The sequence below is a fragment of the Nonomuraea sp. SYSU D8015 genome (genome assembly GCF_008065375.1).
GTDB lineage: Bacteria > Actinomycetota > Actinomycetes > Streptosporangiales > Streptosporangiaceae > Nonomuraea.
Genome location: NZ_VJYI01000001.1, coordinates 277,205 through 297,486, shown reverse-complemented (window position 1 = coordinate 297,486; position 20,282 = coordinate 277,205). Strand labels below are relative to the sequence as shown.

General features: G+C 69.2%; 18 protein-coding genes. 7 read left to right on the top strand and 11 right to left on the bottom strand.

Features of this window, described 5'->3' with window-relative positions; translation table 11 throughout:
* Positions 1-309 precede the first annotated feature (309 nt).
* Positions 310-1,755, top strand: coding sequence for an ankyrin repeat domain-containing protein (locus ID574_RS03225; RefSeq protein WP_188187236.1), 1,446 nt, complete (start codon positions 310-312; stop codon positions 1,753-1,755).
* An 89-nt stretch (positions 1,756-1,844) separates the two neighbouring features.
* On the opposite strand, the gene ID574_RS03220 is transcribed toward ID574_RS03225, so the two are convergent.
* Positions 1,845-2,567, bottom strand: a complete 723-nt coding sequence (locus ID574_RS03220) for a TSUP family transporter (RefSeq protein WP_223166317.1) — start codon at positions 2,565-2,567, stop codon at positions 1,845-1,847.
* Positions 2,568-2,686: 119 nt separating this feature from the next.
* Here ID574_RS03220 and ID574_RS03215 point away from each other — a divergent pair, with 119 nt between their 5' ends.
* From ID574_RS03215 to ID574_RS59420, 3 genes are all read left to right on the top strand, one after another.
* The gene (locus ID574_RS03215; protein ID WP_188187234.1) at positions 2,687-2,830 is read left to right on the top strand and encodes a hypothetical protein; all 144 of its coding nucleotides are present in this window, start codon (positions 2,687-2,689) and stop codon (positions 2,828-2,830) included.
* 161 nt (positions 2,831-2,991) lie between these two features.
* The gene (locus ID574_RS03210; protein WP_188187233.1) at positions 2,992-3,171 is read left to right on the top strand and encodes a type II toxin-antitoxin system PemK/MazF family toxin; all 180 of its coding nucleotides are present in this window, start codon (positions 2,992-2,994) and stop codon (positions 3,169-3,171) included.
* A gap of 228 nt (positions 3,172-3,399) precedes the next feature.
* A complete protein-coding gene (locus ID574_RS59420) occupies positions 3,400-3,594 on the top strand; it encodes a neutral zinc metallopeptidase (RefSeq protein ID WP_223166316.1) in 195 nt (64 codons plus the stop codon).
* A gap of 174 nt (positions 3,595-3,768) precedes the next feature.
* On the opposite strand, the gene acnA is transcribed toward ID574_RS59420, so the two are convergent.
* Both acnA and ID574_RS03195 read right to left on the bottom strand, forming a co-directional pair.
* Positions 3,769-6,492 (bottom strand): aconitate hydratase AcnA, encoded by a 2,724-nt coding sequence (gene acnA / locus ID574_RS03200; RefSeq protein WP_188187232.1) that lies wholly within the window; start codon positions 6,490-6,492, stop codon positions 3,769-3,771.
* 144 nt (positions 6,493-6,636) lie between these two features.
* Positions 6,637-7,365 carry a metal-dependent hydrolase gene (locus ID574_RS03195; protein ID WP_188187231.1) on the bottom strand — a complete coding sequence of 243 codons (729 nt, stop codon included), beginning with the start codon at positions 7,363-7,365 and terminating at the stop codon, positions 6,637-6,639.
* Positions 7,366-7,654: 289 nt separating this feature from the next.
* Between ID574_RS03195 and ID574_RS03190 the strand changes: the two genes are divergently transcribed.
* Both ID574_RS03190 and ID574_RS03185 read left to right on the top strand, forming a co-directional pair.
* The gene (locus ID574_RS03190) at positions 7,655-8,383 is read left to right on the top strand and encodes a PadR family transcriptional regulator (RefSeq protein WP_188187230.1); all 729 of its coding nucleotides are present in this window, start codon (positions 7,655-7,657) and stop codon (positions 8,381-8,383) included.
* A gap of 26 nt (positions 8,384-8,409) precedes the next feature.
* Entirely contained in the window at positions 8,410-8,877 is a 468-nt protein-coding gene (locus ID574_RS03185) for a DUF1707 SHOCT-like domain-containing protein (RefSeq protein WP_188187229.1), read from the top strand.
* Here ID574_RS03185 and ID574_RS03180 read toward each other — a convergent pair.
* From ID574_RS03180 to ID574_RS03155, 6 genes are all read right to left on the bottom strand, one after another.
* Positions 8,865-11,216 (bottom strand): glycoside hydrolase family 2 protein, encoded by a 2,352-nt coding sequence (locus tag ID574_RS03180; protein ID WP_336245484.1) that lies wholly within the window; start codon positions 11,214-11,216, stop codon positions 8,865-8,867. The genes ID574_RS03185 and ID574_RS03180 overlap by 13 nt on opposite strands.
* A gap of 10 nt (positions 11,217-11,226) precedes the next feature.
* Positions 11,227-12,102, bottom strand: coding sequence for an ABC transporter ATP-binding protein (locus ID574_RS03175; RefSeq protein WP_188188251.1), 876 nt, complete (start codon positions 12,100-12,102; stop codon positions 11,227-11,229).
* Complete coding sequence (locus ID574_RS03170) at positions 12,102-13,043, bottom strand: ABC transporter ATP-binding protein (protein WP_188187228.1); 942 nt, start codon at positions 13,041-13,043, stop codon at positions 12,102-12,104. Before ID574_RS03170 ends, ID574_RS03175 begins: the two co-directional genes overlap by 1 nt.
* A complete protein-coding gene (locus ID574_RS03165; protein ID WP_188187227.1) occupies positions 13,040-13,924 on the bottom strand; it encodes an ABC transporter permease in 885 nt (294 codons plus the stop codon). Before ID574_RS03165 ends, ID574_RS03170 begins: the two co-directional genes overlap by 4 nt.
* Positions 13,921-14,916, bottom strand: a complete 996-nt coding sequence (locus ID574_RS03160; protein WP_188187226.1) for an ABC transporter permease — start codon at positions 14,914-14,916, stop codon at positions 13,921-13,923. Before ID574_RS03160 ends, ID574_RS03165 begins: the two co-directional genes overlap by 4 nt.
* A gap of 66 nt (positions 14,917-14,982) precedes the next feature.
* Entirely contained in the window at positions 14,983-16,740 is a 1,758-nt protein-coding gene (locus ID574_RS03155; RefSeq protein ID WP_188187225.1) for an ABC transporter substrate-binding protein, read from the bottom strand.
* A gap of 658 nt (positions 16,741-17,398) precedes the next feature.
* Between ID574_RS03155 and ID574_RS03150 the strand changes: the two genes are divergently transcribed.
* Positions 17,399-18,259, top strand: a complete 861-nt coding sequence (locus ID574_RS03150) for a CAP domain-containing protein (protein WP_188187224.1) — start codon at positions 17,399-17,401, stop codon at positions 18,257-18,259.
* A gap of 86 nt (positions 18,260-18,345) precedes the next feature.
* On the opposite strand, the gene mug is transcribed toward ID574_RS03150, so the two are convergent.
* Both mug and ID574_RS03140 read right to left on the bottom strand, forming a co-directional pair.
* A complete protein-coding gene (gene mug / locus ID574_RS03145) occupies positions 18,346-18,852 on the bottom strand; it encodes a G/U mismatch-specific DNA glycosylase (protein WP_188187223.1) in 507 nt (168 codons plus the stop codon).
* A 10-nt stretch (positions 18,853-18,862) separates the two neighbouring features.
* The gene (locus ID574_RS03140) at positions 18,863-20,266 is read right to left on the bottom strand and encodes a sugar porter family MFS transporter (protein WP_188187222.1); all 1,404 of its coding nucleotides are present in this window, start codon (positions 20,264-20,266) and stop codon (positions 18,863-18,865) included.
* Positions 20,267-20,282: the final 16 nt, after the last annotated feature.

Genomic DNA, 20,282 nt, shown 5'->3' with positions numbered 1-20,282 from the left:
CGACCGCATGGAATGCGTTGACCCTGTTCAGGCTGCGAACTGCGCCTGCTCGTCGAGTGAAACTTTCTCGTCGCGCATAGGCGCCGTATCCGAGTCACTCTAGGAGTCTGTCTCATCTCGTTTAAACGGTTACAAGGCCCATCTCTCGCTCTCAGCGGCACCCGTCGGCGTAAGCTGGGTGAGGCGCGCTCGGGGCGCCCCCGGTCCGCGGGAAGGGCCAAGCCCACCTGATGCTCGTCGAACGACCCGGCCCGACCTCTTTTCCGGCCTGATCATGCGGACGCCAGGCCAGACGGAAAGGAGGCCCCGATGCCCCGCCATCGCCTGCCCGACAACCCCAGCCTCGAACGGCTCCGCAAGCAGGCCAAGACCCTGCTCCAGTACGTGAGGGCGGGAGTGCCCGAGGCGCTCGCGCTCGTCGCCGAGTTCCATCCCCGGCCGCCGGAGACGCTCAAGCTGTCCGACGCGCAACTCGTCACCGCCCGCATGTACGGCTTCGCGAGCTGGCCCAGGCTGAGAGAGCACCTCGGCACCGTCGAGCGATACTCCCGCTCGCCGCACCGCGTCGCGCCGCGCGACGAGCTTCCGGAGGAGTTCCTGCGGCTCGCCTGCCTCACCTACGGCGCCGACCACCCTGGCCGCACCGGCGAAGCCGACCTGCTGCTGGCCCGGCATCCCCACCTGTCCACCGCGAACGTCTTCACGATGGCGGCCACCGGCTCGGCCGACGTGCTGGCCGGCGTCCTGGCCGAAGATCCCGGGCTCGCCCGCGCGCAGGGCGGCCCCTTCGGGTGGGAGCCGCTGCTCTACCTGACCTACGCGCGCCTCGACTCCCCCGGCCGGTATACGGCGGCGGCCCGGCTCCTCCTCCAGCACGGCGCCGATCCGAACGCCGGATTCCTGTGGGACGGGCTGACCTCGCCGTTCACCGCGCTCACCGGCGCGTTCGGCGGAGGCGAGGGCGACCAGCCACCCCATGCGCAGGGCCTGGCGCTGGCCAGGCTGCTGCTGGAGGCCGGGGCGGACGCCAACGACAGCCAGACCCTCTACAACCTCGGGCTCGGCGGGTCGTTCTCCGACGACACCACCCACCTGGAGCTGCTGCTGGAGTTCGGCCTGGGCCGCGGCCGGGGCGGGCCGTGGCATGCCCGGCTCGGCCCGGCGCTGCAGTCCCCGCAGCAACTGCTGCGCGAGGAACTGGCCACCGCCGCGCTGCGGGGCGGCCCGCGACGGGCCCGGCTGCTCCTCGCCCACGGCGCGGAGGCCGACGGCCTCGGCGAGCATCCCGCGTACGGCGGACGCACCCCGCACGAGCTGGCCCTGCTGAACGGGCACACCGAGGTCGCCGAGATCCTCGCCGCGGCGGGCGCCTCGGCTGCGCTGGACGAGATGGACGCGTTCACCGCCGCCTGCATGCGCGCCGACGCCGACGCGGTGGCCGCCTTCGGCCCGGAAGCGCCGGCCCGGGCGCTCGCCCGCTCCCCGGAGCTGATCAACATCGCGGCCGGGCAGCGCAAGCCCGCGGCGGTGCGGCTGCTCGCCGGTCTGGGCTTCGACGTGAACCACCTGCGCCGAGCCACCCCGCTGCACGACGCTGCCTGGAACGACGACGTCGACACGGCCAGGACGCTGATCGAGCTCGGCGCCGACCCCACGATCAAGGACACCGAGCACGACTCGACCCCGCTCGGCTGGGCCGAGTACGGCGGCAAGCACCGCGTGGCCGCCTACCTGCGCAGCCTCGGCCGAGAGTGACGACCGTGAGGCACGACGGCCGCGCGACCTCGTCAGCCGTCCGTGTGCGCCGTGCCCCACGAGAATCCGCCCGTTCCCGGCCCCCGAGGTCACGTGGGCAGAACCTGCGTGATCACATTCTGGGCGATCAGCGCCGCCGCCGAGGCCGCGGCCACCACCAGGACGCCCACGCGCACCTTGCCGCCATCCAGATAGCGCCGCAACGGCCCCGAAACCAGGAAGCCCAGCACCATGGGCACGATGAGGATCGCCCCCGTCGCCAGTGCCCGGGCGGGCAACTCGTCCACGAGCGCCAGGATGGCCAGGGACTGGGCGGCGCTCAGGAAGAAGAACATCGCCAGGGTCGCACGGATCTGCGGCCCCTTGGCGTTCTGGTAGACCAGCGCGATGGGCGGCCCGCCGATGCCGGTGGCGGTCCCGGTGACACCCGACACGAAGCCGGCCGACGTGATCGTCACACCGTTGCGCGGCACGCTCAGCGCCCTGGCCGTCAGCGCCACGGCGACGAGCACCATGACGGCGACGAAGATGCCTCTGCTGTAGACAGAAATGTAGACAATGATGAATGCGCCGAGGACACTCCCCGGGATCCTGCCGAGGATCGCGAAACCAAGGCCGCGCCAATCCACCTTCCGCCATTCCGCGGCCAGCGTGAACAGCGGCAACGTCAGGTTCACCACCTGAATGGCGCCCGGCATCAGGCCGGGGTCGAGGATGGTGAGCACGGGCGCGCCCACCAGCCCCAGGCCGAAGCCCACACCGCCTTGAACGATGGCACCGACGAAGACGGCCAAACTCGCGAGGATCAGCACCAATGCCGCATTAGTCATGGTCGAAAGTCAACCATCTTTACTCACAGTTGCCATTCATGCTGCGATAGTGACCGCGCCTGCGTAGTGTCTCCTGCAGACGCAGACGTAACGTTTGCAGCATGGCCATGAAGCCGAAGACGACGAGCATACGCGTCAGCGTCAAAACCGGAGACAAGATCGCAGCGTTAGCGAAGAGGGCGGGTGAACCCATGACCGCGATCATCGACCAGGCCATCCGGGAGATGGAAAAGAAGCAACGCTGACAGCACGTCGCGGAGCAGATGGAGCAGACAAGACGAGAGGACCCGAAGGCCTGGGCAGACTACCTCGCCGAATCCGAGCTGGTGCAAGGCCTCTTGCCACGCACTTCCCGCATCGCCCCCGAGTGGGAGGGGCTCATCACATTCCCCAAGGAGAAATGAGGGTGATCCAGGGCGAGATCCGGCTCGCTGACTTGGGCGATCCGGTCGGCCGCGAGCAGGGCTTCCGCCGCCCGGTGCTGGTCGTGCGAAGCGTGTCGCCTCAGCGGTTCACAAGAAGAATCGGGATCGCCCCCGACGAGGTGGTCCGCGAAGTCACCGACTGGATCACAGACGTGATCTGATCGGTTTTGCCGCCCGGCGAAGCAGCATTTCGCCGGGTGGCATTCCTCATCGTGCCATATCCGCCGCTCGTCAAGCGGCCGACCGTGCAATCCCTCCCTATTATGGGATCCTGCGAACGCGGGAGTATCTCCCCGGGCACCGACCGCCTCTCCTGCACCAATACCACACGCTGGTGTTCCCGCTCACCGGCCCTGGATCGACGAGAGGACCCGTCTCTACCGTTCAAGGTGGCCGCCCATGAGTACGGGCACCACCTGCAGTCCCTCGTCGGCATCCGGCGCGCCTTCGAAGAGCGCGTCCGTGCCGCCAGGACGGGCCAGGACGAGCTGAAGCGCCGTTACGAGCTCCAGGCCGACTGCCTGGGCAGCGTGTGGGGATCCCTGTCGCGCTCGCAGCGCGAGTCGGCAGCGAAGGTCGCCTGAAGAACGCGGAAGAGCCGCCCGGCGGGGGGTGTCCCGCCGGACGGCTCTTCGCTGTGTCGGGTGGTACCCCCGATGCGGGCGCGTCAGGATCGCGCGCCCCACCCCCGGCTCAACGGACCAGCCAAGGGCCCCCTGCCCCCCGCCCGGCTCATGACCGGGCGGGGACGAGGGAAGTCACTTGGCGAGCAGCGAACGCAGAACGTACTGCATGATGCCGCCGTGCCGGTAGTAGTCGGCCTCGCCGGGCGTGTCGATGCGGACGACGGCGTCGAACTCGACGTCACCGGCCTTGACGTGCACCGTGCGCGGGATGCCGCCCTTGTTGAGCTCTTCGACGCCGATGATGTCGAAGGTCTCCTCGCCGGTCAGCCCCAGCGACTCGGCCGAGGCGCCCTCGGGGAACTGCAGCGGCAGCACGCCCATGCCGATCAGGTTGGAACGGTGGATGCGCTCGTACGACTCGGCGATGACCGCGCGCACGCCCAGCAGTGCCGTGCCCTTGGCGGCCCAGTCGCGCGAGGAGCCCGAGCCGTATTCCTTGCCCGCCAGCACCACCAGCGGCGTCCCGGCGGCGGCGTAGTTGACCGAGGCGTCGTAGATGAACGACACCGGCCCGTCGGGTTGGGTGAAGTCGCGGGTGTAGCCGCCCTCGGTACCGGGGGCGATCTGGTTGCGCAGGCGGATGTTGGCGAACGTGCCCCTGATCATCACCTCGTGGTTGCCGCGCCGCGAGCCGTAGGAGTTGAAGTCTTTGACCTCGACCCCGTTGGCCTGCAGGTATTGCGCGGCCGGGGTGCCGACCTTGATGGAGCCGGCGGGCGAGATGTGGTCGGTGGTGACCGAGTCGCCGACCTTGACCAGCACGCGGGCGCCCGTGATGTCGGACACCGGCTCGGGCTTCTCCGGCATGCCGTCGAAGTAGGGGGCCTTGCGGACGTACGTGGAGTCGGGGTCCCACTCGAAGGTGTCGCCGGTCGGGATCGGCAGCGAGCGCCAGAGGTCGTCGCCCTTGAACACGTCGGCGTAGTCGCGCTCGAACATGTCGCGGCCGATGGAGGAGTTGACCACCGCCGAGATCTCCTCCGGCGACGGCCAGATGTCCTTGAGGTAGACCGGCTCGCCGTCGGTGCCGAGGCCGAGCGGCTCGGTGTCGAGGTCGATGTCCATGGTCCCGGCCAGCGCGTACGCCACCACGAGCGGCGGCGAGGCCAGGTAGTTCATCTTGACGTCGGGGTTGATGCGGCCCTCGAAGTTGCGGTTGCCGGACAGCACGGCCGTGACGGCCAGGTCGTTGGCCTGGATGGCCTCGGAGATCTCCGGCAGTAGCGGGCCGGAGTTGCCGATGCAGGTGGTGCAGCCGTAGCCGACGAGGTTGAAGCCGATCTTGTCGAGGTACGGCTGGAGGCCGGAGCGCTCGAAGTAGCCGGTGACGACCTGCGAGCCGGGGGCCAGCGAGGTCTTGACCCACGGCTTGCGGGTCAGGCCCTTGTCGACGGCGTTGCGGGCCAGCAGCGCCGCGCCGAGCATGACGTACGGGTTGGAGGTGTTGGTGCACGAGGTGATCGCGGCGATCGAGACGATGCCGTGGTCGATCTCGAACGAGGTGCCGTCGGCCAGCGTGACGGAAACCGGCTTGTGCGGCCGGCCGCCGTTGGCCGAGGCGTTGGAGGCGGGCGCGTCGGAGGCGGGGAACGACTCCTCGCCCTCCTCGTCGTCGGCCACGTAGTTTTGCACGTCGTGGCGCCAGGTGGCCTTGGCGGCCGACAGCGCGATGCGGTCCTGCGGGCGCTTGGGGCCGGCGATGGAGGGGACGACGGTGGCGAGGTCGAGCTCGATGTACTCGGAGAACTCGGGCTCGGGCGCCGACGGGTCGAGCCAGAGGCCCTGGGCCTTGGCGTACGCCTCGACGAGCGCGATCTGCTCCTCGCTGCGGCCGGTCAGGCGCAGGTAGTCGATGGTCTGCCCGTCGATGGGGAAGATCGCGCAGGTGGAGCCGAACTCGGGGCTCATGTTGCCGATGGTGGCCCGGTCGGCCAGCGGCACGGAGGCCACGCCCTCGCCGTAGAACTCCACGAACTTGCCGACCACGCCGTGCTTGCGCAGGATCTCGGTGATCGTCAGGACGAGGTCGGTGGCGGTGGCGCCGGCCGGGAGCTGACCGCTGAGCTTGAAGCCGACCACGCGCGGGATGAGCATGGAGATCGGCTGGCCGAGCATCGCGGCCTCGGCCTCGATGCCGCCGACGCCCCAGCCGAGGACGCCGATGCCGTTTTCCATCGTGGTGTGGGAGTCGGTGCCGACGCAGGTGTCGGGGTATGCCTTGCCGTCGCGGGTCATGACCACGCGGGCCAGGTGCTCGATGTTGACCTGGTGGACGATGCCGGTGCCGGGCGGCACGACCTTGAACTCGTCGAAGGCCGTCTGCCCCCAGCGCAGGAACTGGTAGCGCTCGCGGTTGCGCTCGTATTCGCGCTCGACGTTGCGCTGGAAGGCGTCGGGGTGGCCGAAGTAGTCGACGATGACCGAGTGGTCGATGACCATCTCGGCGGGCGCGAGCGGGTTGATGCGGGCCGGGTCGCCGCCGAGGTCGCGGACGGCCTCACGCATGGTGGCCAGGTCGACCACGCAGGGCACGCCGGTGAAGTCCTGCATGATGACCCGCGCGGGCGTGAACTGGATCTCCACGCTCGGCGTCGCCTTCGGGTCCCATCCGCCCAGCGCCCGGATGTGGTCGGCGGTGATGTTGGCGCCGTCCTCGGTGCGGAGGAGGTTTTCCAGCAGGATCTTCAGGCTGTACGGGAGGCGTGCGGCGCCCTCGACGGCATCCAGCCGGAAAATCTCGTATGACGCGTCGCCGACGCGTAGCGTGTCACGGCTGCCGAAGCTGTTCGCGGACACGGTGATTCGCCTCCTCCATCAGAGCTGTGTTCAGACCAAATCCTGCCGCACTTCAGGAACGCCAAGCACGTTAGGTGACCCTAACAAGCAGGCCGCGACAGATGTCTCGACGTCAAGATATCTCTAGAGTATCTCGACATCAAGTTAAACGGGCGCCAGGCGCCAGAACAGCAGCCCGATGATCGCGACGGACAGGATCGGCGCGAGGATCTTCTGCTCGAACGTCTTGCCCGTCTTGATGCCGATCTTCCACGGCAGCACGAACTTGGCCCCCAGCGGCCACAACACCGGACAACCCCGCTCGGTCATGCAGTCGCCGACGACGTGCATGAGACACCCGATCGCCACGACCAGCCCGAGCCAGGCGTACCCGACGGACATGGAGAGGAAGACGGCGTAGAGCCCGGCGGTCAGCCCGACGTTGATCATGGCAGACCCGATCTTGTTGCCCGGGATCCCGATGCCCACCGCCCGCAGCGCGAGGCCGATGAGCAGCACCACCATGATGTCGCGGCCGATGGGATAGGTGTTGGCCAGCCAGTGCGCCCCGAACCCCATCGCCACGGCGAACACCAGCGAGTGCGTGGCCCCGCGGTGCCCGCCGCTGATCCAGGACACGGCCTTGCTGAGCACCCAGGTGACCGGCCCGAACGTCTGCGCGATGGTCGCGCTCGGATGGTCGAGGTCGGGCAGCATGGCCGCGCCCGCGCAGATGATCGCGCCGGCGATGAGCTCGGCGGGAGAGAGCGCGCCTGCCATGATCCCGGTGTCGACGAACCGGGTGGACTCGTTCAGCAACGGCAGTGCGGCAAGGGCCGGCGCCAGCCCCAGCCAGGCGATGGCCCCGGTCATCGCGTGCGTGTGCCCCATCATGATCGGGACTGTACGGCAAAGAAGCCCTTTACGCGCCGAGGCATGCCGCAAGGCGACTCAGACCTGCCCGGAAACGCAGACGAGGTCGTCTCCGCGGCGACAGCACCCCCCAGCCCTGCCGACGCGGAACGACCTCGTCTGCTCTGAACAACGACCGCATCCCCGATCCTGTTCCCGGATTCCGCAACTTTTTCGTGATCTGGATCACTCATAGTCAAGCCTTGCTAACGACACACTATCGATATATCGTTGACGCATCGAGAGTGGTCAACGATAGAGGAGGAAACCCATGACTTCCGCTCATGCAACAGGCGGGCACTGGCCCGGCGCACACGAATACCGGCAGGCGGGCCGGGAGGCCAAGCAGGCGCTCCGCGAGGCGTTCAGGACCCTCTCCGAGGCCTTCGAGCAGATGGGAGGCCGGCCCCATCATCACGAACACCGGCACCGCGGCCGGCGGGGCGGCCCCGGCGGCCCGTTCCCGTTCGACTTCGGCCGCGGCCCGTGGGGGCCCGGCGGGCCGTGGGGCGGCCACCGCGGCTGGGGCGGCAGGGGCCGCAAGGCGAAGCGGGGCGACGTACGCGCCGCGATCCTGGCCCTGCTCGCCGAGCAGCCGCGCAACGGCTACCAGATCATCCAGGAGATCGCCGAGCGCAGCGAGGGCGGCTGGAAGCCCAGCCCGGGCGCCGTCTACCCGGCGCTGCAGCAGCTCACCGACGAGGGTCTGGTGATCTCGGAGGAGAGCGAGGGCCGCAAGACCTTCCGCCTCACCGAGGAGGGCCGCAACTACGTGGAGGCGCACGCCGACGAGGTCAGCGCCCCTTGGGACGACATGCGTCCGGACATCGACGACAACGCCGCCGATCTCTGGCAGATCTCCAAGCAGTCGGCCTTCGCGATGATGCAGATTCTCCAAACCGGAAATGACGCACAAATCCGCGAAGCGCGTAAGACTTTGGTAGAGACCCGGCGCAAGCTCTACCAGATCCTGGCCGACGGCGAACCGGGCGAGGAGTGAGCAGTCAACTGACGAGGAGCCCGGCCATGGACCGCAACGACCTCCGCATCGGCGACGCCGAGCGTGAGCAGACGATGGCCGCCCTGCGCGAGCACTTCGCGCAGGGCCGCCTGACCCACGAGGAGCTCGACGAGCGGCTCGACCGGACGCTGGCCGCCAAGACGGGGCGCGACCTCGCGCAGGTCACGGCCGACCTGCCGGGATCGGAGCCCACCCCTCGCTACGACATGGACGACTGGCGGGAGTCCATGAAGGCCCACCGCCGGCAGATGCGGACCATGCACCACGACTACCGGGACATGCGGCACCAGTGGCAGCGCCACCCCGGGCGGCGCCACCACCACCGGGGGCCGCACCCGTTCGTCGGCGTGCTGTTCGTGCTCATGGTGCTGGGGCTGATCTTCGGGTTCGGCTTCTTCAAGGTGCTGTTCGCCCTGTGGCTGGGGGCCATGATCTTCAGCATGGTCCACCGGCGTTTCCACTACCGCGGCTGAGACCCCGCACGCTCGTTCACGCAGCGCAGCACGGGGAAGCTCGTCAGCGCCCCGGCGTCCAGCTCTTTCGCGGTGGTGACGTGGAAGACGGCGCTCTCCCCCGGCAGCAGGGTGACGAGCTGGTCGTCCACGCTCGCGTCCGGATCGAGCCGGTCGGGGAAGATCGCGAGTTCGCGCACCAGGCCGGCCGCCGTCACGGTAACCCGGTAGCCGCCCGGGGAGCGCTCGACGTGCGTCTCGTAGGCAGCGTCCGGGAACGCCACGGCGGTGTCCTCGGCGTAGAAGCCGATCGCGCGGCCCGCGCCGAGGCGGGCGACGAGCAGCTCGCGCGCCGGGTCGTCGGGGAGCGCGACGGACCGCGGCAGCGCCACCCTGGTCACCGACCTGGAGGCCACGTGGACGGCGACGGCCTCCTTCGCGAGGGGCTCGCCGGCGAGGCTCAGGCGGTCCAGGAGCAGCTCGCCCGACCAGGGCCCGGCGGTGTCGTTGATGACGGCCAGCTCGCCGTCCTGGACGGTGAGGAGCCGGTCGGCGTAGGCGCGGCGCAGCGCGTACCAGAGCGGTTTGCGCCGGCCGTCGCCGTCGACCGCCGACCACGAGGTCACCGGCCAGCAGTCGTTGAGCTGCCAGACGATCGTGCCCATGGTGAACGGCATGAGCGAGCGGAACCGCTCGATACCGAACGCCACCGCCCGCGCCTGGTTGAGCTGCGTCAGGTAGTGCCAGTCGTCGAACGTCTCCGGCCGCGGCAGGTGCCCGCCCAGCCCGCGCAGCAGTTTGGCCTGTCCGTCGTCGGCCTTCTGGTGCGAGGAGTCCGGGGTCAGCGGCTCGTCCGATGAGGCGCGGCGCAGGGTGGCGTACGCGGGCGGCCCCTGGAAGCCGAACTCGGCCACGAAGCGGGGCCGGTAGGCGGCGTAGCGGGTGTAGTCCTCGCGGTTCCAGACGTCCCAGATGTGGATCGTGCCACGCGCGGGGTCGTTGGGCGGCAGGCCGGGCGCGCCCGAGTAGGGGCTGCCCGGCCAGTACGGGCGGGTCGGGTCGAGCTCGGCGACGATCCGCGGGAGCAGGTCGTAGTAGAAACCCGCGCCCCAGCTGCGGCCTTCGAGCCGGTCCGGCCAGCCCCAGTCGGCGTGGCCCTCCAGGCTCTCGTTGTTGCCGCACCACAGCACGAGGCTGGGGTGCGGGGTCAGGCGGGAGACGTTCTCCCTGGCCTCGGCGGCCACCTCGGAGCGGAACGGCTCCTCCTCCGGGTAGGCGGCGCAGGCGAACGGGAAGTCCTGCCAGACCATCAGGCCCAGCTCGTCGGCCAGGTCGTAGAAGTCGTCGCTCTCGTACAGGCCGCCGCCCCAGACCCGCAGCAGGTTGACGCCGGCGGCCGTGGCCTGCCCGAACCGCTCGGCCAGCCGCTCCCTGGTGATGCGGGACGGGAAGCAGTCGCCGGGGATCCAGTTGACGCCCCGGACGAAGACCGGGACGCCGTTGACCTTGAGCCTGAACGCCTCCCGCTCCAGCTCGACGGAGCGGAAGCCGATCCGGCCGTGCCACGTGTCGTCGCCGAGGCGGACGGTCAGGTCGTAGCGGGGCTGGGCGCCGTATCCGCGGGGCCACCACAGCTCGGGGTCCGGAACCTCGATCGACAGCACGGCGGCCCGGCCGTCGAGGCGCCGCTCCGCGGCGATCCCGGCGATCTCGGCGGACAGCGTCAGAGGCTCCTCGGTGGTGCGCTCGACGCGGACGTGCACGTCCACCGTGCCGTCCGCGTACGCGAGCGGGCGCACCTCGGCCAGGCGGGCGCGGCTCCAGCTCTCCAGGCCGATCTGACGCCAGATCCCTGCCGTGACCAGCGTGGGCCCCCAGTCCCAGCCGAAGTTGCAGGCCATCTTGCGGATGAAGGGGTACGGCTCGGCATAGGAGCGCGGCCGATCCCCCAGCGCCGCCCGCCGCTCCTCGGCGTAGTCGTAGGCCGAGCCGAAGCGGATCTCCAGGGTGTTCTCACCGGCACGTAACAGGTGCCGCACCGGGAAGCGGTAGGAGCGGTGCTGGTTGGCCGTGTCGCCGAGGCGCACCCCGTTGAGCGTGACGGCGGCGACCGTGTCGAGCCCCGCGCACACCAGGTCCGTGCGCTCGTGCTCATCCGGCGACCAGGTGAAGGCGGTGCGGTAGGTCCATTCCGTGCGGCCGATCCAGGCCAGCCGGTGCTCGTTGTCATCCAGGTAGGGGTCGTCGATCAGCCCGGCGGCGAGCAGATCGGTGTGCACGCAGCCGGGGACGGTTGCGGGAACCTCCATGAGGTCCCGCCCCGACAGGGTCCAGCCGTCGTGCAGCGGACGGTAGGTCAAGAAGGTCTCCTTAGCAGCTCTCGAGCTGGGCGCAGGCTACGAAATGGCCGGGTTCGGCCTCCAGCAGGCCGCCGGACGCCCCGCGCGCGTGGTAGAGGCAGCTGTCCACGGGCGCGGGGTCGACCCATTCCTCGTGCAGGCGCGGCACCGCCGACAGCAGCTCACGCGTGTAGGGGTGCAGCGGGTCGCCGAAGACCGCGTCCGTCGGCCCCATCTCCACGACGCCGCCCTTGCGCAGCACCACCGTGCGCTCGGCGAGGTAGTTGCCGAGCGACAGGTCGTGCGTGATGTAGAGCACGCCGAGCCCCCGGGTCTTGAGCTCGGCCAGCAGGTTGAGCACGTCGATGCGGGTGGACGCGTCCAGCATGCTGGTGATCTCGTCGGCCACCAGCAGCTTGATGTCCAGCAGCAGCGCGCGGGCGATGAGCAGGCGCTGCAGCTGGCCGCCGCTGAGCTGGTGCGGGTATTTCCCGAGCACCTGGTCGGGGTTGAGCCGCACGTCGCGCAGGGACGCGCGCACCCGCCCGGCCCACTCCGGCTCCGGCACCGCCGGATAGTACGACTCCTTGATCATGGTGAACACGCGGTCGGCCTTGAACACCGGGTTGAACGAGCTGAACGGGTCCTGGAAGATGCCCTGGACGTGCCGGTAGTACTCCTTGCCCGCGCGGGCCGGGCGGCCGTCGAAGGTGATCGAGCCGCTGGTGGCCGGGTTGAGCCCGAGGATCAAGCGGCCGATCGTGCTCTTGCCGCTGCCGCTCTCCCCGATGAGGGACACGACCTCGCCCGGCACGACGTCGAAGCTCACGCTCCTGACGGCCGTGACGCTCTTGCCGCCGAAGGCGCCGATCCTGAATTCCTTGGTGACGTCCTGGAGTCTCAGCATCATGCCTTCCAGCAGGCGACGTGGTGGGCGGGCGCGATCTCGACCACCGGCGGTTCCTCGGCGCACTCGTCCCCGGCCAGCGGGCAGCGGTCGCGGAAGCGGCAGCCTTTCGGTGGATCGAGCAGCGACGGAGGGCTGCCGGCGATGCCCTCCAGCCGCCGCTCGGCGTAGCGGACGCCGACCTCGGGCAGGGAGTCGAGCAGCAGCCGCGTGTACGGGTGCCGCGGCGCCTTGACGATCACGTCGGCGGACGCCTTCTCGGCGAGCTTGCCCGCGTACATGACCATGATCGTGTCGGCGATGTGGTGGGTGAGCGCGAGGTCGTGGGTGACGAAGATCATGCTCTTGACGTAGCCGCTGTCGCGGAAGCCGAGCAGGGCGCGGGCCACGGCCTTCTGGGTGGAGACGTCGAGGGCGGAGGTGACCTCGTCGGCGATCAGCAGGGACGGGTCGAGCAGGGTCGAGATGACCATCACCATGCGCTGCTTCATGCCGCCCGACAGCTCGATCGGGTAGCGGTCGAGCACCTCGCGGGGCAGCCCGACCTGGTTCATCCGGCGCTCCAGCTCGGCGGCGTCCACGGTCGTGCCCCGCGACCTGAGCAGCTCGGTCACCATTCTGCGGATCTTGCGGGTGGGGTTGAGCGCGCTCATGGCGTACTGCGGGATGAGGGAGACCTCCCTGAAGCGGAAGTCGTTCATCTTCCTGTCGTCGGCGATGGGGAGCTCGCGGCCGTCGAGGACGACGCGGCCGCCCACGTGGTGCATGCGGCCGTCCATGCGGATGAGGCTCTTGCCCAGCGTGCTCTTGCCGCAGCCGGACTCGCCGACCAGGCCGAGGATCTCGCCGTCGGCCAGCTCGAAGGACATCCCGTCGAGGGCGCGCACCTCGCCCTTCAGCGTCCTGTAGTGGACCCTCAGCTCGCTGACCTGCAGGCTCATGTCTCCCTCAGTTTCGGGTTGAAGACCTCGTCGAGGCCGACGTTGGCCACGTACAGGGCGCCGACGATGGCGGTGATGGCCGCGCCGGGCGGCACGAACCACCACCACATGCCGAGCTGGAGCGCGCTCCACTGGTTGGCGTTCTGCAGCATCAGCCCCAAGGAGACGCCTTCAGTGGGGCCGAGGCCGATGAAGTCCAGGGAGGAGGCGATGAGGACCGAGCCGCCGAACAGCAGGATGAACGTCATGAACAGGTAGGAGCTCATGTTCGGCGCGATCTCCCTGGCGATGATCCGCCCGGTGCCCGACCCGCTCATCCGGGCCAGGTCCACGAACTCCCGCGTACGCAGCGAGAACGTCTGCGCCCTGATCGCCCGCGCCGCCCACGGCCACTGCGTCAGGCCGATGAAGACCCCCTGCACGAGCACGCTGCGGATGCCGAGGTACGCGTTGATGACCAGCAGGACGGCCAGGGTGGGGATGACCAGGATGATGTTGGTCAGCATGTTGAGTATCTCGTCCACGATGCCGCCGAGGTAGCCGGCCACGAAGCCGACGATCATGCCGATGACCGCGGCGATGCCGCCGCCGATCACGCCCACGACGAAGGTGCTGCGCAGGCCGTGCACGAACTGGGCGAAGATGTCCTGGCCGAACGTGGTGGTGCCGAGCCAGTGCTCGCCGCCCGGCGGGCTCATCGGCTGGGGGCCGTACTCGTTGGGCGAGGCGTCGACGAACAGCGGGCCGACCAGCCCGAGCAGCAGCAGCGCGAACACGATCGCGAACCCGGTGACGAGCTTGCCGTTGCGGACGGCGAAATACAGCGCCTCGCGCCGGACGCCCTCCCGCTCGCGTGGGGCGACTTCCTGAAGTGCGGTCATGCGTTGGCTCCCGCCATTCCGGCCCGCGTGCGCGGGTCGACCACGACGTAGACGATGTCGATGATGAAGTTGGCGATCAGCACGCCCAGCACGATGAACAGGAACGTGCCCTGGAGCAGGAAGAAGTCCTTGTTCTTGATGGCGTTGAGAATCAGGCTGCCCAGGCCCGGGTAGGCGAAGACGATCTCGGTGACCAGGGCGCCGGCGACGATGACGCCGAGCTGCAGGGCCAGGCCGGTGACCTGGGGCAGGACGGCGTTGCGGAAGGCGTACCTGCGGATCAGCCGGGCGGGCGCGCCCAGCGCCGCCAGGTAGGTGGAGTAGTCGGACTCCAGCTCATAGATGATCATGTTGCGCATGCCGATCGCCCAGCCGCCCAGCGCCACCAGGAACAGCGACAGGAACGGCAGGGTCCAGTGGTGCAGCAGGTCGAGGAAGAAGTCCCACGACCAGTTCGGCCGCAGCGAGAAGCTGTAGCCGCCGGCGACGGGGAAGAGGCCCGCGAGCACGCCGAGCCCCCAGGCCAGGAGCACGGCCAGCCACATGTACGGGGTGGCGGTCAGGACGTACCCGATGGGCAGCACCGTGTTGTCGAGCAGTTTGCGGCGGGCGGCGTACGCGCCGAACCAGTTGCCCACGACCCAGCTCAGCAGCACCGACGGGATGATCAGCCCCAGCGTGTACGGCACCGCGGCGGTGATCACGTCGGCGACCGGCGTCGGGAACAGCCAGATGCTCAGCCCGAAGTCGCCGCGGAACAACGCGGCCCAGAAGTTCAGATATTGCTGCCACAACGGCTGGTCGAAGCCGAAGAGGTTGTTGTAGTAGGCCTGCATGGCCGCCACGGCCTCGGGCCTGGTGACGTTGGCCCGGGCCACCATGCTGGCGACCGGGTCCCCCGGCATGAAGCGCGGGATCATCCAGTTGACCGTGACGGCGACGAAGAAGGTCAGTCCGTAGATGAGGAGTTTCCTGCCGAAATAACGACGCACGTGCGGCTCTCCGGGAAGGCCCCCCGCTCGGCGAGCGGGGGGCTAGGGGGACGGGGTTGGGGTTCGTCAGGAGCCGGAGGGCTGGAGCTGGGTGAGGCTCTCGAATCCGCCCAGTTCGAGCCAGTTGCGCCACATCACGGCGCCGGTCTTGGGCGCGCTGCCCGCGGCGGCGGGCCAGTTCTTCCACACGGAGGTGCTGGACTGGGCCCAGAGGCCGTTGTACCAGAGCGGGATGACCGGCATGTCGTCCAGGTGGATCTGCTGGAGCTGGGAGATGATCTTCTTCATCCCCTCGATGTCGTCGGTCTTGACCTGATCGAGCTGCTGCACGAGCTCCCAGGCCTGCTTGTTCTCGTAGCGGGCGAAGTTGACGGTGTTCTGCTGCTTCTGGATCGGCAGCTGGAACATGTACTCGTAGTAGGTGTACGGCGAGTTCGACAGCTGCCGCTCGTTGTTGATGAGCAGGTCGTAGTCGCCCTTGGCGCGCTTCTCGACGAGCGCGTTGAAGTCGGGGAAGTCGGGCGTGATCTGGATGCCGGCGGTCTTGGCGCTGGCCGCGATCGACCGGGCGGACTCCATCCAGTCGGTCCAGCCGGACGGCACGATGAGGGTGAGGCTCATCTTGGAGCCGTCCTTGTTCTCCACGAAGCCGTCGCCGTCGGTGTCCTTGTAGCCCGCGTCGGCCAGGAGCTTCTTGGCGTTGGCGGCGTCGAACGTGAAGCCGGACTTGGAGACCACGTTCTGGTCGACGAACTGCTCCCACTGCGGCAGCAGGCCGGTCGGGCTGGAGGCCTTGACGAGGTTGCCGTACACGCTCTCGACGATCTTGCCGACGTCGATGGACGAGGCCAGCGCCTTGCGGAAGGCAGGGTCGTCCATCGGCTTCTTGGTGTTGTTCGGCACCAGCCAGGCGGTGTTGGCCGACAGGTGGTACGGCGGCTCGGTGTAGTACGTCGTCAGGCCGAAGTTGCCCTTGACCAGGTTGGCCACGCCGGGCAGGAAGTTGTTGGACAGGTCGAGGTTCTTCTGCATCAGCATGGCGAGCGCAACCTCGTTGCTCGGGGTGGCGATGTCCACGATGTACCTGGGCTTGGGCTCCATGTTCAGCGCGGTCTTGCCCCACCAGTCGTCGCGGCGCTGCAGCACCACGCGGTCCTGGTCCTTGCTGATGAACTTGTAGGCGCCGGTGCCCACCGGGTTCTCGTTGACGCCGTCGAGCACCTCCTTCTCCGAGCGGCCTTTCCAGATGTGCTCGGGCACGATGGAGCGGCTGTAGAGGTTGAAGTCCCACTGCTGGTAGTTGGCCTTGGAGAAGGTGAACTTCACCGTCTGGTCGTCGACGGCCTCGACGCTCTTCAACCAGGTCCACAGGTTGTGGTACGGGATCGTCTCCATCTTGCCCAGCTCGAAGGAGAACACCACGTCCTTGGCGGTCAGCGGCTGGCCGTCGGACCACTTGACGCCCTGGCGGAGCTTGACCTGGTAGGTGGAGTCGTCGGTCCACGAGCCGCTCTCGGCCAGCCACGGGGTGAGCTTGGCCGCGGTGGTGTCGTAGTGGAACAACGTCTCGTAGACCAGGCCCTTGGTGCCCACGGCCGAGTCCCATTCCCTGATCGGGTTGTAGTTGGCCGGCGGGCCCCACTGCGTGCCGGTGGTGTAGAGGGTCTCGGCGCGCGGCAGCTGATCGGGGTTGGCGGGCGCCGCCGCGCCCTGGCTCTGCGGTTGGGAGGCCGGCGGGGTCGGCGTGGATCCGCCGCCGGTGCAGGCCGTGGCGAGCAGGCCCGCCGCCACGAGCGGGATCATGATCCGAGCCCGGTTACGCATCGCTTCTCTCCTTCCCTCCGCGGCCGGCGCGAAGGTTCGCACGTGTGCTAGACACCCCCGATTGGGCCGGGCTCGGACGGGCTCGCGGCGCGGGTGGGCCATTCCGGCCCTGGGAGCGCTCCCACACCCAACGCAAGCACGCTCCCGCCAATGAGACCGGTGAGCGATCGATCTTCAATAGTCGCAGGTCCATGCGGGCCTGCTGAACCGGATAAGTACCGCGAACGTAAATTCCGGATGTCTGCGGCGTCAATAGCCGTGACGCTTTCGAGACGTCACCTCGGGAACGCTCCCACGACCTCGGGACACCCGCGACCACCCCGGCGTGACACCACGGCCAACCGGTCCGACGCCGGCACGGCCCGCCCACAGACGGGTCGCCGAGAGGACGTCGGCCGCTCGCCGTGAAGACCTCCGGCCCGCCGGGGTGCTCAGCATGCGAGACGCCTCTGAACCTCGGCGGCTGGGGTCCCGTACGGAGTAAGGGGCGCCCGGAATCCCGCGCGGAAGGGCCTGCGGGCCGGGGCACAGACGCTTCAGCGATCACTTTGGTTTACACGGGCAACACAGAAATGTCGCAAATTTCATGACAAGTGGGTTGCGGTCCCGACAGAATGCGGAGCCATCCAGCGTCTACCGCAACTGGAGGAAACCCCCTATGCGTAGACCCCTAGGGGTACTCGCCGGGCTCGTGAGCGCCGCGGCACTCTGCACGACGACCACCGCGGCGGAGGCCGCGACCGCGCCGCAGACCGCCTGTCGCGTGAGCGTGGCCAAGCCCCGGCTGAGCGGCACCGCCCTCAAGATCGTCGCTTCCGCCGCCCGCCGCGGCTGCTTCAATTCCGCGCTGCTGCGCATCCGGATCAAGCAGGCCGTCCCCGGCCGCGACCCCGTCGTCAAGAGCGGGGCCACCAGGACCGGCCGTCTCACCCTCGCCCTCCCGTGCAAGCCGGGCACCTACTACGCGGTCGCCACCGACTACCGGGGCGCCACCGCCAAGTCCAAGGCGGTCCGGCTGACCTGCACGCCCGGCAGCGCCACGCCGACCCCCAGCCCCTCCCCCACCGGCTCGCCGTCCCCGACGCCGACGGGCACCCCCACCACGGCGCCCCCGCCCTCGGGAACGGTGGGCACGGCCGAGGAGAACGAGGTCGTCCGCCTGACCAACGCCGAGCGGGCCAAGGGCGGCTGCAAGCCGCTCACGCACGACCCGCAACTGCGTGCCGCAGCCTTCGGCCACTCCGACGACATGGCGAAGAACAACTACTTCGACCACACCTCGCGGGACGGCCGCAGCTTCACCGACCGCATCAGGGCGGCCGGCTTCACCGGCGGGACGTCCTGGGCGGAGAACATCGCCTTCGGCCAGCGCACGCCCGCCGAAGTGGTCCAGGGGTGGATGAACAGCCCCGGCCACCGCGCCAACATCATGAACTGCCGGTTCAACCTGATCGGCGTCGGAGCGGCCAAGAACTCCCAGGGCCGGATCTACTGGACCCAGAACTTCGCCGCCCGTTAGGAACTCGTGGTGCCCCGCTTCCGCGCCGCGGGGCACCACGAACCACCTCGCCGCCGGGCGCATAACACACGAGGCCGGGCCGCTGGTCATCGGCTCTTCGGTATGGACTCGCGCAGTCGTCGCAACTCCTCGGCGATGCTCGCCAGCGTCCAATGGGCGTTGAGACCGCTCGGGTTCGGCAGCACCCAGACGTGTGCACCGCCCACCAGATCGGGCTGAGGGCCGATGTGCGCCTCCGGCCGGGCGAACGCCGTTCGGTAGGCCGAAATGCCCAGGACGGCCAGTACCTTCGGCGCCGCGGACGTCACCTTGGCGGCCAGTCGCGCCCCGCCCTCCGCCAGTTCCGCGCGTGACAGCTCCGACGCCTTGGCGCTGGGGCGGGCGACGATGTTGGTGATGCCCAGGCCGTACGAGGGGAGGAGGTGCTGCTCGGACGGTGCCAGCAGGCGCGGTGTGAAGCCGGACAGGTGCAGCGCGGGCCAGAAGCGGTTGCCCGGGCGAGCGAAGTGGTGGCCGGTGGCCTCGGACATCAGGCCGGGGTTGATGCCGCAGAACAGCACGTCGAGCGAGGGGGCCAGGACGTCGTCAATCACGTGCCGGAGATTAGCCCATCTCCTCGAGTTTGCGGCCCTTGGTCTCCCTGATCCACCTGGCCACGAAGAGGAACGACACCAGCGCGAAGAACGCGTATCCGGCGTAGGTGAGCGGCAGGTTCCACTCCGCCAGGGCGGGGAACGACACCGTGATCGCCCAGTTGGCGACCCACTGGGCCCCCGCGGCGACGCCCAGGGCGGCGGCGCGGATGCGGTTGGGGAACATCTCGCCGAGCAGCACCCAGACCACCACACCCCACGACAGCGCGAAGAACAGCACGAACACGTTCGCCGCGACGAGCGCGACCGGCCCCTGCGGGTCGGGCAGGGAGACCGTGCCCCCGGCCACCCGGGCCGCGCTGAACGCCCATGCCGCGGTGCCCAGCGAGATCGCCATCCCGGCCGAGCCGATCATGAGCAGCGGCCGCCGGCCGATCTTGTCGACCAGCGCGATCGCGATGAACGTGCCGACGATGTTGATGATCGAGCTGGAGAAGCTGATCAGCAGCGAGTCGCTCTGGTTGATGCCGACCGACTGCCACAGCACGGACGAGTAGTAGAAGATCACGTTGATGCCGCAAAGCTGCTGGAAGGCCGACAGCACGATGCCGGCCCAGACGATCGGCAGCAGCCCGAGCGCCCTGCCGCGCAGGTCCTTCATCCCGGGCACGCGCTGGGTCCGCAGCACGTGCTGGATCTCCGAGAGGCGCGCGTCGAGGTCCACGTGCTCGCCCTCGACCTCGGCCAGCACCTCGCGGGCCCGCCGCGAGCGCCCCGACATGACCAGGTAGCGGGGGGACTCGGGGATGTTGAGTGCGAACACCAGGTACAGGAGGGCCGGCACGGCGCACGCGCCGAGCATCCACTGCCACGCCTGCAGCAGCCACAGGTGGTTGTTCACCGCGCCGCCGGCCAGGCGCACGATCACGTAGTTGACCAGCTGCGAGACCGCGATCCCGAGCACGATGGCCAGCTGCTGGAACGACCCCAGCCGGCCCCGGTAGGCGGGCGGCGCCACCTCGGCGATGTACGCGGGCCCGAGCACCGACGCCATGCCGATCGCGAAGCCCGCCATCACCCGCCACACGGCCAGGTCCCAGATGGCGAACGGCAGCATCTGCCCGATCGAGCTGACCGTGAACAGCAGCGCCGCCACCTGCATGGACCGCGTGCGCCCCCACCGGTCGGCCAGCCCGCCCCCGGCCCACGCGCCCAGCGCGGACCCGAGCAGCGCGATGGCCACCACGAACCCGATCTCGACCGGCCCCACCTGGAAGTGCCGCTGGATCCCGACGACCGCGCCGTTGATGACGGAGCTGTCGTACCCGAACAGGAACCCGCCGATGGCGGCCGCCGCCGTGATGAACACGACGTGACCCAGGTGCTCGGGATGCCGGGCGTACGGAGTGGCCATGCCGGTGTGTCCTACC